Annotated in this window: 9 protein-coding genes; 5 read left to right on the forward strand and 4 right to left on the reverse strand. The window is 55.1% G+C overall.

Features of this window, described 5'->3' with window-relative positions; translation table 11 throughout:
* Nucleotides 1–52: 52 nt before the first annotated feature.
* Both ACRSCF_RS01440 and ACRSCF_RS01445 read left to right on the forward strand, forming a co-directional pair.
* Nucleotides 53–2,587 carry a S8 family peptidase gene (locus tag ACRSCF_RS01440; protein WP_154833140.1) on the forward strand — a complete coding sequence of 845 codons (2,535 nt, stop codon included), beginning with the start codon at nt 53–55 and terminating at the stop codon, nt 2,585–2,587.
* Nucleotides 2,588–2,682: 95 nt separating this feature from the next.
* Nucleotides 2,683–4,434: a hypothetical protein gene (locus ACRSCF_RS01445; protein ID WP_050042318.1), complete on the forward strand. Its 1,752-nt coding sequence runs from the start codon at nt 2,683–2,685 to the stop codon at nt 4,432–4,434.
* A 14-nt stretch (nt 4,435–4,448) separates the two neighbouring features.
* On the opposite strand, the gene ACRSCF_RS01450 is transcribed toward ACRSCF_RS01445, so the two are convergent.
* Nucleotides 4,449–4,898, reverse strand: coding sequence for an HAD domain-containing protein (locus ACRSCF_RS01450; RefSeq protein WP_050042317.1), 450 nt, complete (start codon nt 4,896–4,898; stop codon nt 4,449–4,451).
* 95 nt (nt 4,899–4,993) lie between these two features.
* On the opposite strand from ACRSCF_RS01450, the gene ACRSCF_RS01455 reads away from it, so the two are divergent.
* Entirely contained in the window at nt 4,994–5,626 is a 633-nt protein-coding gene (locus ACRSCF_RS01455) for a hypothetical protein (RefSeq protein WP_050042316.1), read from the forward strand.
* Nucleotides 5,627–5,816: 190 nt separating this feature from the next.
* Here the strand turns inward: ACRSCF_RS01455 and ACRSCF_RS01460 are convergent, their stop codons facing one another.
* Nucleotides 5,817–6,461, reverse strand: coding sequence for an HAD domain-containing protein (locus ACRSCF_RS01460; RefSeq protein ID WP_432675181.1), 645 nt, complete (start codon nt 6,459–6,461; stop codon nt 5,817–5,819).
* A gap of 97 nt (nt 6,462–6,558) precedes the next feature.
* Here ACRSCF_RS01460 and ACRSCF_RS01465 point away from each other — a divergent pair, with 97 nt between their 5' ends.
* Complete coding sequence (locus tag ACRSCF_RS01465; protein WP_034366585.1) at nt 6,559–9,333, forward strand: excinuclease ABC subunit UvrA; 2,775 nt, start codon at nt 6,559–6,561, stop codon at nt 9,331–9,333.
* An 89-nt stretch (nt 9,334–9,422) separates the two neighbouring features.
* On the opposite strand, the gene ACRSCF_RS01470 is transcribed toward ACRSCF_RS01465, so the two are convergent.
* Both ACRSCF_RS01470 and ACRSCF_RS01475 read right to left on the reverse strand, forming a co-directional pair.
* Nucleotides 9,423–9,941: a low affinity iron permease family protein gene (locus tag ACRSCF_RS01470; protein ID WP_171249260.1), complete on the reverse strand. Its 519-nt coding sequence runs from the start codon at nt 9,939–9,941 to the stop codon at nt 9,423–9,425.
* Nucleotides 9,942–10,003: 62 nt separating this feature from the next.
* Nucleotides 10,004–12,400 (reverse strand): catalase, encoded by a 2,397-nt coding sequence (locus ACRSCF_RS01475; protein WP_034366588.1) that lies wholly within the window; start codon nt 12,398–12,400, stop codon nt 10,004–10,006.
* Nucleotides 12,401–12,673: 273 nt separating this feature from the next.
* Between ACRSCF_RS01475 and ACRSCF_RS01480 the strand changes: the two genes are divergently transcribed.
* Complete coding sequence (locus ACRSCF_RS01480; RefSeq protein WP_193726188.1) at nt 12,674–13,561, forward strand: transglutaminase-like domain-containing protein; 888 nt, start codon at nt 12,674–12,676, stop codon at nt 13,559–13,561.
* Nucleotides 13,562–13,660 lie beyond the last annotated feature (99 nt).

A 13,660-nucleotide genomic window follows, 5' to 3' on the forward strand; every position in this document is an offset into this window, starting at 1 on the left:
CGGCCGGCCGGTCTGGTACATTGAGGTAACAAAATGAATCGTTGCCCTCACCATGCCAGATCTCGATCATTTGTCAGTTACGGGATTCACTACCGACCGAAGCTTCCAGTCGACACACTCGTTTCCCAAGCCATCGGAGCTTCAGCGGGACCGGGAGCAGCATGGCAGCGCGTTGCTGCGTCAACTCGCGAAACTACGGCTAGACGCAGAAGCTCTTTCCTTGGAGCGTGCAAAGCGCGGGCTGACTACGTCCACTGGAATGATCATTGCGATCGAGTTTTCGGCTCAGGCGAAATTTGATGTCAAAGCCCTCGAGTGGCGCAAAGACGAAATAGAGGTTTTAACTGTTGCGCAGTCCGGTGGCGGAGCCCAAGTCGTTGCGCTTCATGTTCCGGAAGGCAAGCTGAGTGCGCTTGAGACTCGGGTAAGGAAGTACCTGAGCGGCCCTATGACAAAGTATGGGAAGCCTCCCCATACACAGCTCGTCAATGCAATAGAGAAAATTCGTGGAGCGGCCTTTGCAGAGTTGTGGACAGAGGATGCGGCACCACCAGCGCCTGAGAAAGCAACTTGGCTGCAAATCTGGTTGCGCAACGGTGCCCGGACAGCGAGCGCAACAGCAAAGGCATTCCAAGCAGCTGCCGTGCAGTTCGGTATTCAGGTCGAAACGAGTTACCTCAGCTTCCCTGGTCGCGTTGTAGTTGCAGCATGGACGACTCGCAAAGCATTGGAGGGCGCACTCAGACTGTTGGATCTGATCGCCGAGATACGGTACGTTCAACCACACGCAGAGTTCTTTCTTTCAGATCTTGCGCCTCGTGAGCAGGCCCCTTGGGTGCAAGAGCTGCTGCAACGATGCACATTCGCCGAGCCAGGCACAAGCCCCTATGTCACCTTGCTCGACACGGGTGTGAACCGAGCCCATCCTCTGCTGGAGAAGGCTGTCGCCCATGAGGACGTGATGGCGGTGGATGCGGAGTGGGGTCCAGGTACGGATGTAGATGGACATGGAACCGAGATGGCAGGCGTCATCTGTCACGGCGACCTGGTGGCACCTTTGGCGCATGATCAGAAGCTCGATGTGCCTCATCGAATGGAGTCGGTGAAAATCTTCCCGCCTGCAGGAGCTAATCCACCACATCTGTACGGCTGGATCATGGCAAAAGCAGTGGACAAGGTCGAACAGAAGAATCCGGGACGCTCACGCATTTTTGTGACCATGACTACAGCGATCGGTCCCGGAGCAGGGATGCCTACCGAATGGTCGGCGTGCGTGGATCAATTGGCTTTTGGCTTGAACGGCCTTGACCCTTACACCAAGGGCATCAGCTGGGGTACGGACTTTGCGCTCAAACAGCGGCTGTTCGTGATGTCCGCAGGAAACGTGCCCTGGCAGGGTTGGACTCAGTACCCCGATATCAACCACTCTACTTCCATCGAGGACCCTGGCCAGTCCTGGAATGGCCTTACCGTAGGTGCCTGCACTGACCTGACCTATTTGGACATTCAGCGCTGGCCGACGTACGCGCTCATCGCACAGGGGGGTGCACTCTCCCCGGCATCGACTACATCGCGCTTGTGGCGAAATTCATGGCCCTTGAAGCCAGACGTTGTAGCGGAAGGTGGAAATGCGACGATTGATGACACCAATGTTCCTGCAGTGGGGCCTAGCAGCTTACGAATATTGACGACATCACACAGAATGCACCAGGGGCCTTTTGCGGAAACAGGGGACACCAGTGCAGCAGCCGCAGAAGTGGCACGAATTTGCGCCCACATAAGAGCTAGGTATCCACACTATTGGGAAGAAACCGTTCGTGCCCTGGTGATTCACGGCGCGCGCTTCACGCCCCAAATGCTGGCTCAGCTGCCGAGAGGCGCGAAGAAAAGGGACATGAGGGAACTCTTGCGCACCTATGGCTTCGGCAAAGTCTCTCTGCAAAATTCCTTGGCTTCGGCTGAAGACGCTCCCACTCTCATCGTTCAGGACACAATCGTTCCGTATCAGCTTGAAAAGAGCAAGGTCAAACTCAAAGAGCTGAAATTGCACAAATTACCTTGGCCAGCCGATGAGCTAGAGGCCTTAGGTGAAGTTGCGGTGGAGATGAGGGTAACTCTATCCTTCTTTGTAGAACCGAACCCCAGCCGCAGAGGGTGGCAGAGCAAATTCCGATATCAGTCTCATGGGCTTAGATTTGCTGTCAAAGGTGCCAGCGAAGATGAGGTGCGCTTCAACCAACGAATCAACAAGCTCGATCGCCTTGAAGATTTTGACGAAGACGAAAGCCTGTCGGACCCCGATATGAACGAGTGGCACATCGGGGCAGTGCTACGCGCTAGAGGCTCTGTGCATAGCGATGTCTGGAGGGGGACTGCGGCACAGCTGCGTGAGAAGTCGCACATCGCAGTGTTCCCCATTGGCGGTTGGTGGAAGGACTGGCCAGGAGCCGAACGCGCCGGCAAGTCCACCAGGTATTCGTTGGTCGTTTCACTGCGCCCCATCCAAGAGGTGGACGTGCCAGTAGATCTCTATACGCCGATCGCCACAGAAATCGCAATCGTCAACGCTGTTGACATCACTGCTTAGGCATACCCGAAGAACGTTATGCCCTAACTGTACTTGGCCGTCAGTGCCAAGCGCTGGCCTTTCGCCTAGTCTCTCGTGCACTTCATCAGTCCAGCATGTCTCCCGTTTCAGATACCCAATTCGCCCGCCTACCTCTGAATGACACTTTGTACCGATTGGTTGGCGCCGCCAAAATACTCCCCAAAATTGATGAGATGGAGACGCCACGCGTGCAGCTGTGGTTTGCTGAGATTGATAATCATGAGCCTGAGCGTCTTGCCTATGCCCGAAGAGCCAGCGGAGCTTGTAGCCTGTTGTCGGTGATTGAATCAGCGGGTTCTTTGCCAGCATTCCCGTTGGGTTCGTTCTGGCACGATATGACCAGACAACATGGTTTGATCATGGGTGATCAAATCAAGATTGAAAACCTTCGCATTCCCCCGCAAAAGTGGATACTTGTTCATCCAAAAGACTACATCCGTATCCACGGGCACTACGGTATACAAGAATTTCCCCTGAGCGGCGAAGACATAGCTGGACAGCTTCACGACCTTAGAGATGCGCCATATTATCGTTGCTATAGTGACACGGGACTGGAACTTATTATTCCTGCCTACGAGGTCTTCAGGAGATTTTATGGCGTATGCTCCTTTTTATCAAATGCGTTACTATCCAATCATTGGAACAATGAGTTGGAGAATTTAATTGTAGGAAGTGAAACGGGATTCACGCCAGAGGGTGATGTCTATAAGATCCTAACAAAACAAAAATTGTCTTCCATCAGCTGCCGCGCCATTGCACATTTCCAGACTTCTGAATACGCCAACAAGCAGGCACAGGGCATATTTGTGGGCATACAAAACTCCCGGAGGTCGGGAGTAAGTCACCCATGGGTTCAAGTTCATCCGCACTGGACTGAAGACAAGGAAAAAGACGATATAACACTGTCATTTCTTGGTCAACAGCTTTCAAGCGGGGCAATTCTAGTGATGTGGATTTATAACTCTGAATTTCCGCCTCCTCCCGTGCCTCTCGTTCGTGTCCTGGCTAACCAAAAAATACCGATAAATTCGCAGCAGTCTTCACAAGCATTTTCTGAGCCTGCAGGACAACCCAAAGGCTTAAACGGAGACCCTGTGGTTATCCATCCGCCAGCAGATACCAGGCTGGGAAATTATGTATCTCATCTTGCGATCAACGAGATGTGGTCTGATTTACCTGACATGAGGATTGAATATAAAAAGGTTACTTTTACAGATCAGGCCATAAAATCTGATGAAAAATCATACAAACGCAAAAAGAACCATGGTACCGGGCATAAATCCTCGTCGGGAAGCCTCAGCAGCGCTTCCCTTAGCGCCCACGCGCAAAGCGGAATAAAGAACAGATTCAGCGCTCTGGCCGCGTGTTTCATGCAGCTTGAGAAAGAAAAAGTCATTAAACAGAGATTGGACTATGGATTAATAAATCCTGTCGCTGTTGGGAGTGCAGTATATTGCATGCTCCCTACTAAACTTGGAACGACAGATATTCCTTGGGCCATTGTGGGTAGAGGAGACGATGCCAGAGGACGGCTGTGCTGGGTGAGTGAAATTGAGCTGCCTGATGGCTCATTACAGTATTTCTTTGAACTTGAAGTTCTGGATGAAGAAGCCTTCTATGCTCTGATAGTCAAGCCTATTGAAAACGGTGCGAGGCTTCCAGAAGAAAGTCTGAGCGAAATCCTAAAGCTTGCTGTTTTGACAAAGGGTCGCTGGAATAATGGGGACTGGAGAAATCTGGAAAATTCAGTAGTAAGGGGACGCATTAAACACAAGTTCGAAAATGGTGTGCTTAGTGCTGACTACGTCCGACGAAAACTTCTCTGAAGTGCGCCTTGTCTCTACAGGCTTAATAACCGCTCTGTAAGTTCTTCCGCTGTGACAGCAGTCAAACCAGTCCTTCCATCCACAAGGAATACGGATCTATTGAAGGGGCGAAAAAGCCAGGATCTATCGTCGATCGCAAGCCAGGGAAACACCATACGATCGTTGTCCCGAAGCCAAGCATTGCACTCGGCCTCACGTTCATAGGCAAGAAGGGAATTTGGAACGTCGTGAAGTTCCGCAAAGCGAGGTGTCACATCATGAACGCGTGAAGCAACATCATCGGAAAAAAGTGAGCGCAGGCTCTCAAGCGAGCGTTGAAGGCGCCAGGTACTTGTGATGACCACGTCCCAATCCGTGCAACGTCGCAGCACGTTCTCGAACACAGGCAAGCAACACAAGTGCTTTGACTCGTGGCAGAACTCGGGATGGATCACTCCATCAAAGTCCAAGAATATTGTGTTCACGCTGCAATTGTAGTGTTGGCGGGTGCCCAAAGGCTTACACCCATCATCGTCATGGTCTAGTTGAGTTCTTTAACGATCCAAGGAGTTAACCAGTTATGCAGAGTTACTCGCAACGCGTTCGAGATAATATCCTTCCCTTATCTGTGGGCTCAACCCTTCCCGAAGCATTTGAAGAATGGTTATTCACCGATGAAGTAATTGATCATGATCATAAAGATGAGATCTGTGAACTGTGCGAGCAAGACGGCCTTCGCTATCATTTCCGTATAAAGAATCAGCTAACGAATCACCATCTATGGGTCGGATCACATTGCATCTTGCGATTCAACGTCTCTGTTTTCGAACAAGGACGCAGGCTTTCACCAGAGGAAGCCAAACGTAGACTGAATCGTCTCGAAGAACAAATGCGCATGGAATCTTGTATCAATGCGCTGGAGAGGGTGGCTGCGACTGAGAACAACGACATTCTAAAAAATGCACTTACCTATCTCAGGAAGAATAAAAATCTAACGCCGAAATATGCATTCGTCGTTTTGTGGCGACTCAAGATTAATCAAATAGACCATAATCCCGGATTTTTTAAGATCACTCTAAAGACTGCCAAGCAAAGATCGGATTTGCTCTCAATGGACGAGAGTAGGGTGCATTTAATATGGCCGGCCTTGACGTCCACCCAGCGCGACATCGCCATTCGCTTGGGACATACACCTCCTCGATTGCGAGGATAGAAATGTGAGCTTTACCCCCTAGCTCGCTAAATGGTGAGGCAGCAGTCCGATTTTTTGAGTGTGCGCGGACTAGGGCCGGCGAGGCGCCTTGCGCAGCTGCACGGCGGCTTGTGCCCTGCCGCGAGGCGCACGGTGGGCGTTGATTTTTGGAAGTTCTGGGTCAATGCGTTTGAAGAAGACCCTATGACTTTCAATGGTTGCCGACTAGCGCTGCATCACATTTCTGAAGCATGTCTCTAAGCGCCATGAGCGTCTGCGGATCAGAAAGTCCTGTCTTGCCATCACACGCCACCAAGCGATCCAGGATAGTGGTGGGCCAATCCTCAATGTCATCGTCTAAGGCCAGCCATTGCCTGGGCTTTCTGCGTGTCACGTCTTCCAAGATCTGCTGGCCACGCGAAGTGTTTCTAAAGCTCGCCAGGATCCATGGATCCGCTCCATGAACACGCTTGTGAAAAGTGCCACCAATGAAACGGGTACGCAGTTGTTCCGGCAATCGCTGCAGCGTCTTGGCATAACCAGGGCGGATGCACCAGGTACTGCTGAGCACAAGGGAGACTTGCGGGTACGGGGCGAGTTCTTCTTGCAAAATGGGAAGCCACTCGAACAAGGAGTGCCCAGTGGCTTGGTATGGACTCATGTAGATGCCACATCGGGGGTGCCAAAGCACGGCTTCGTGGTGAACTACGCCGTCAAGGTCAAGGTACAAAACCACGTCAGCGCTGCGAGGCGAAGACGCAGGGATGTAGGGGGCCGAGATGCCTGTGGACATGCTTGTCATTTCGGCATTTTCACGCCATGCGATGTGATCGTGGTCGGTGACCTTGGGGGGCAAGGGGCATCCGCCTACGGCGTGCCACTGCCTGCACCACGACACTGATGCCAGTAGCCCAGCCCGCCAGCGGTCCTTGCGACAACCCGACCACTCGCCCATGCCTCTTCCATCCCCCTCTTCAGAATCTGCGACGACTCCCGCACCAGTTCCTGCGCACAACGATCCCACGGCAGTGTCCCACCCCACCGATGGCTGCATTCGTGTTCGTGGCGCGCGCGAGCACAACCTGAAGAACGTGGATGTGGTGATTCCACGCAACTGCCTTGTGGTCTTCACTGGGGTGTCCGGCTCGGGCAAGTCATCGCTCGCCTTCGGCACCTTGTATGCCGAGGCGCAGCGCCGATACTTCGAATCGGTCGCGCCCTATGCGCGCAGACTCATCGACCAGGTGGGCGTTCCGCAGGTTGATGGCATTGATGGTCTGCCCCCTGCAGTGGCTCTGCAGCAGCATCGTGGCGCACCCACGGCGCGGTCGTCGGTTGGCAGCGTCACCACTCTTTCCAACCTGGTGCGCATGCTTTACTCCCGTGCTGGAGCGTACCCCGCGCACCAACCTATGCTGCATGCGGAGGATTTTTCACCCAACACCCCGCAGGGCGCCTGCCCGCATTGCCATGGACTGGGCCGTCTTTACGACGTGACAGAGGCGTCCATGGTGCCGGATGATTCGCTCACCGTGCGCGAGCGGGCCGTTGCCGCCTGGCCAAGCGCCTGGCAGGGCCAAAATCTGCGCGACATTCTCACAACGCTGGGGCACGACATCGACGTGCCTTGGCGCAATCTGCCGCGCAAGACGCGCGAATGGATCCTTTTCACCGACGAGCAGCCCACCGTGCCGGTGTACCCGGGACTCACGGTTGACGAGGTTCGGCGCGCGCGCCAAGCGGGCCAGCAGCCCAGCTACATGGGCACATTCACCGGCGCACGTCGCTATGTGATGCAGACATTTGCCACCAGCCAGAGCGCGATGATGAAGCGCAAGGTGTCCAAGTTCATGGTGGGGACGCGCTGCCCAGTCTGCCATGGCAAGCGGCTGAAGCCCGAGTCGCTTTCTGTCACCTTTTGCGGCCTGGACATTGGCGATCTGGCTCGCCTGCCCCTTGACGCCTTGGCCGATGTGCTCCGACCTGTGGCCGAGGGCGCGACCACTCCAACCGTGACGGGCGATGCCGGTGCTGCCATGACTGCTGCTGCACGCAAGCGCGCTGCACTTCAACGGAAGGCGGACGGCGCCTGCGCCCATGCAGCCGCACCCGATGTGCGCCGCACGCCCCACCTCTCGCCCGAAAAGCAGCTGGCTGCACAGCGCATCGCTCAGGAACTGCTGGTCCGCGTGCAGGCCGTGACCGGACTGGGGCTGGGTTACCTCTCGCTCGACCGGGCTACGCCCACGCTGTCACCGGGCGAGCTGCAGCGCCTGCGGCTGGCCACGCAGTTGGCATCGCAACTCTTCGGCGTGGTGTACGTGTTGGACGAGCCGTCTGCCGGACTGCACCCGGCCGACACCGCTTCGCTGCTGACTGCTCTGCAACGCTTGAAGGACGCTGGCAATTCCATCTTCGTGGTCGAGCATGACGTGACCACCATGCAGCGCGCAGACTGGCTGGTGGATGTAGGCCCCGGGGCCGGCGAGCGTGGGGGACGCGTCCTCTACAGCGGCCCGCCCGAAGGGCTCGCAGAGATATCCGAGTCGCAGACGCGTCGCTACCTGTTCGAGGACGGCACGCGTTCACGCCGCGAGCGGCGCACCCCCAAACCCGAAGATCGAAGTCAGGGTTGGCTGACGCTGCAGGGTGTACACCGCCACAATCTGCGTGGCGTCGACGTGGCCTTCCCCACAGCGTGCCTGACTGCTGTGACCGGCGTCTCCGGCTCGGGCAAATCGAGCCTGGTTAGCCAAGTACTGCTGGAGTTGGTCACCGCCCACTTGGGGCAGCCTCTTGCGTCGAGTGAAGGTGAAAGCCTGGCCGACGGGCCGCCTGATGCCACAGCGGACGGCGATGACTCGGTCTCCATCACGATGACAGATGAAGGCGCCACTACTTCAGGCCGACTTGGCGGGGCCACAGACCACGTTCGCCGGCTTGTGCGCGTGGACCAGCAACCGATCGGCCGTACGCCCCGCTCCAACCTTGCCACCTATACCGGCCTGTTTGATGCCGTGCGCAAGCTCTTCGCAGCTACACCGGCAGCGCGTAAAAGACGCTATGACGCGGGCCGCTTTTCGTTCAACGTCGCCAAAGGCCGCTGTTCCACCTGCGAGGGCGAAGGCTTGGTGAGCGTCGAACTGCTTTTTCTGCCCAGCGTGTACGCGCCGTGTCCCACCTGCCACGGCGCGCGCTACAACTCCGACACACTGTCCATCACATGGAACGGGCTCAGCATCGCCGATGTACTTGGCCTCACGGTGGACGCTGCCTGCGAGGCGTTTGCCGCCGAGCCAGCCGTGCTGAGGCCGCTGCATGCGCTGCGCGACATCGGGCTGGGCTATTTGCGTCTGGGCCAGCCCGCGACAGAGCTGTCAGGGGGTGAAGCTCAGCGCATCAAACTTGCCACCGAGCTGCAGCGTACCCAGCGCGGCCATACCCTGTACGTACTGGACGAACCTACGACGGGCCTGCATCCGGCCGACGTGGACCGCCTGATGCTGCAGCTGGACGCATTGGTCCAGGCTGGCAATACCGTCGTGGTGGTCGAACATGACATGCACTTCGTTGCCTCCAGCGATTGGGTGATCGATATTGGTCCTGGTGCGGGAACACAAGGTGGAAGCATCGTAGCGACTGGGACGCCGCATCAGGTGGCACGTTGCACCGCCTCGCGCACGGCACGGTATCTGGCGGCAGCATTGAACAACACCACCGCAAACTGAATGGCTCGCTTGCGATCCGCAACCTTGGAAAAACCGCAATACGCTCGACAACAGCTTTTGCGTGGGCGCACGTCGATTGGTTTCTGTCGCTACTCTCTGTTCAAGGCTTGTGTCAATTCTTCGTCAATAGAATGAATTTCTTTGCATGCTTTTTGTGCGCGAGCCTGAGTTGCCAGTTGATCATAGAAATTTGCGACTTCACGAAGCTGCTCTTCATCGAGGTCCTCAATCCCAATCATACGATTGCTGGCAGATTTACTCGCCGCCAGTAACTCGTTAAGTTTAAGATGTAGTGCGACGCTGTCCTTATTTTGGCTTTGCTGGATCAAAAAAACCATAAGAAATGTGACAATGGTCGTGCCGGTGTTAATCACCAGTTGCCAGTACTCTGAGAAAGAGAACACTGGTCCTGCGGCAGCCCAGACAAGCACGCAAACTAACGCTAAACAGAAAGCAACTGGGGAACCAGCCCACCGTGTCACTTTGCTTGCAAAATGGTCGAATGCCGTCAGTATTGGGGACCTGTCAGCGTAAGAGGCACTGGACGTGTCCGGCATTGAACCCAGCACGTCTTTGGCCGAGCTATTTGGAGTATTCGTTTTAGACATGATGTGCTCGGGTAATGCTGGAGACCGTATGGTCTCCAGGCATATGTAAAACAACGAATCCGCTACACAGCAGGGGGATCGGTTTCGCGTTCGGGATGTCGATGGCGCGCAATTGCAGATACAAACTGTGCGATTGCTGAATCGTCAATCCCCACCACGATCCCGGGATCTTCATTGCCTGAAGGCAGGAGCGGCGGGATTTGTGCCATGTGCATAAGAACCGTGGAAGCGGTCATGACCATTATGGGTTTGCAATGGCGATATTGATCTTTGATAAATTCAAGTGTGTGACCATCCCTAGCCAGTTCCTTGACGCCCATTTCCCCATCAGGCAAGACCAAAGCATCGAATAGGAATCCTGGTTCGTTTTCCAGTGACGCATCGGCATCGATGACCGCACCCTTACTGGTGGTTAACGGGCCAATGTGAGGGGCAACGAAACGTGGCACCGCTCCCAGCTCGAAGAGCTTGCTATGCAGCTTGAGCAGGCTCTCGGCTTCAACGCCATTGGCAACCAAAATTGCAACCTTGCGCCCCTGGATTCCTGTTTCTCCAGGTCGCGCGAGGAGCGACAACGAGGGCGACATGTTCACCTCAGCTGCAGGAGCGCTGGTCAGCGCCTTGGGCATCGGCTCGGGCATTTCCGTGATGCCCAGCTTAGCGGCTACCTGGTTTGCTAGCTCTTCAGAGACATTGCGTAAGGAAGACACCATTCGTTCACGGATGGCAGGAACCGTGACCTTGCTCAGCTCGAAACGGAAGGCTGCCGCGATGTGGGCCTGCTCAACCGGGCTTTGGCTATCGAAGAAAAGTTTGGCCTGTGTGTAGTGGTCTGCGAATTTCTCGGGTTTCGCACGCACTTTTCCTTGGGCCGCTCTGGCTTCGATCCGTGCAGGAACGGATACAAATCCTTGGGCAGCACCTGCCTGAAAGGGGCAACCGCCGCCCAGAGAATTGGGCTCGTAGGCTACCTTGCCACGGTGAATGGCCTGCCGATGCATACCGTCACGTTGGTTGTTATGTACCTGTGTCAAAGGGGTGTTTATTGGGATCTCATGGAAATTTGGGCCCCCAAGCCGCGAGATCTGGGTGTCCACATAGGAGTGGATGCGGCCGGCAAGCAGGGGATCGTTGGAAAAGTCGATGCCTGGAACCACATGCGCAGCACAGAACGCCACTTGCTCCGTCTCGGCGAAGAAGTTATCGGGGTTACGGTTCAAGACCATGCGGCCTATCGGGCGCACGGGAACCAGTTCCTCGGGGATGAGCTTGGTGGCGTCGAGGATGTCAAAACTGAACGCATCGGCCTCTTGCTCGGTGAAGACCTGCACGCCAAGTTCGTATTCAGGATAGGCGCCGGCCTCGATGCGTTCCCACAGGTCGCGCCGGTTGTAGTCCGGGTCCGCGCCCGAGATCTTGACCGCCTCGTCCCAGACCAGCGAATGCGTGCCCGCCTTGGGGTTCCAGTGGAACTTGACGAAGACCGACTGTCCCTCTGCATTGACGAAGCGGAAGGTGTGCACGCCAAAACCCTGCATCGTGGCGAAGCTGCGGGGGATGGCGCGATCCGACATCAGCCACATCAGCATGTGGGTGGACTCGGGCATGAGCGAGACGAAATCCCAGAACGTGTCATGGGCGCTCGCGGCCTGCGGCATCTGGTGATGTGGCTCAGGCTTGACAGCATGCACCAGGTCGGGGAACTTCATGGCGTCCTGGATGAAGAAAACCGGCATGTTGTTGCCAACCAGATCCCAGTTGCCTTCGTCGGTATAGAACTTCACTGCGAACCCGCGCACGTCACGTGCCGTGTCCTTGGAGCCGCGCTCTCCAGCCACCGTCGAAAAGCGCACAAACACTGGCGTGATCTTGCCTGCCTCTTGGAAGGGCGCGGCACGTGTCAGCTCAGTAAGCGGCTCATAGCACTCGAAGAAGCCGTGGGCGCCGGAGCCGCGCGCATGAACGATGCGTTCGGGGATGCGCTCATGGTCGAAATGGGTGATCTTTTCGCGGAGAATGAAGTCCTCAAGCAAAACGGGCCCGCGCTCGCCATACTTCAACGAGTTCTGGTTGTCCGCAATAGCCACGCCTTGGTTGGTGGTCAGCACCTGACCCGCCGCATCCACACGCACTCGGTCCAGCGTGTCTACGGTGGCATTGTTGCCCTGCACAGCCTCCGTACCTGTTTTGGCTGAGGAATTTTGCTCGGACAAGGTGCTGGCGGTTGCTAGGCGCGACGCAGAAGCACTCACAGCGCCAGGAGCAGGTCGTGTCCCGCTGTCAAAGCCATGCTCGCCAGCCTTGATCGGGTTGTAAGGGCGGCCGGCAGCAAGCGTCTCAGTTTGAAGAGATTTTTCCGACAGTTGGTCCACTGCCTGTATAGAAGCAGGACCACTATCTGTATTTCGTGCTGGGGCCGCCTTGACGCTGTCCCCGGATACCTTGCCCGTCTTTTTCATCGTGATCTCCTGGGTTAAGAAAATCAGAGGATAAGGTGAGCTCGCAATAAGAATGTAGGAGGAGGTTGATAAGTTCTAGAGATGGCGTCTGGGCGAATATTGAATGGCGCAATATTTTCTGCAACTAATACCGAAACCGCAATTTTTACCCTTACCGGATTGGCTCGTTTGCGGCTTCCGCCTACTTGCCTAGGTGCCAAAATTTGGCAGACACTGGGGAGAGCGTTTTCAATATCCCGAGTGTTTAATATCATGCAAATATACAGTGTCGAAATGCGGTTCGTCTACGATGTTCGTGATGCAAGTGGCGCTGACTTTATATTTGGCTTCCCTGTCGCGGCCGACAAACAGCAAGTTATTCTTGACGAGGCCATGAAGATCAATCAACCCGTTGAGTACAAATTGCCAGCCCGGCTACGACGTGGAAATCGTGTATTTCATCTCCATGCAGATCAAGGGAATTTTGAGCTGCTCTATAACTCTACTTTTTCACTAACACAGCGTGTTTTCCAATCTCGCGAATATAACGAGGTCCCTATTGGTGTGCTACCGTCAAGCACTCTGCCATATTTATATCCCAGCAGATACTGTCAGTCAGATAAGCTAGCTGCAATATCTTATAGAAACTTTGGCAAATCTGAACCTGGACTCCAGCGAATCGCCGCAGTCAGGGCTTGGGTAAGGAACTATATAGCCTATTACCCCGCAGCCGGGGCCACCACAACATCCGCTCTCGACACCATGATTGACCGGGCAGGCGGAGGACGCGAGATTGCCCACCTCACTATTAGTTTTCTGAGGGCTCTTAACATACCTTCCCGTTTGGTCACTGGCATAAGTTTTACAGAAGGTCAAAGCCAACCTATGCCAACTTTCCACGCCTGCGTGGAGGCTTTCCTGAGCGGTGGGTGGGTTTTGTTAGATCCGATAAGCACAGGAGATACGAAGAATTTCATAAGGATCGGCAGAGGACGTGATGCGGCTGATACTGCATATGCCACTATTTTCGGTGCGGTGATATCGTTGCAGCCTACAGTTTCGATGGAAAGAGACTCAAGTAATTTGACACAGCTGGGCAAATCTCCGCCCCCGGGTAATCCGAATTGCAAACAGCTTCCAAGATATTCTGGTGCCCGCCATCCTGCCGAACTTCGATTTTAATGACACTATTGTAGGTTGAACCATTTCAACACAAATTATCGGGCGCTATCAGTGGCGACCTCTCAAGAGGCTTTATCGTTTATTTACAAAATCCTTTCC

This window comes from Delftia sp. 11MD, from assembly GCF_050907895.1.
In the GTDB taxonomy this organism is placed as follows: Bacteria; Pseudomonadota; Gammaproteobacteria; order Burkholderiales; family Burkholderiaceae_C; genus Comamonas; species Comamonas tsuruhatensis.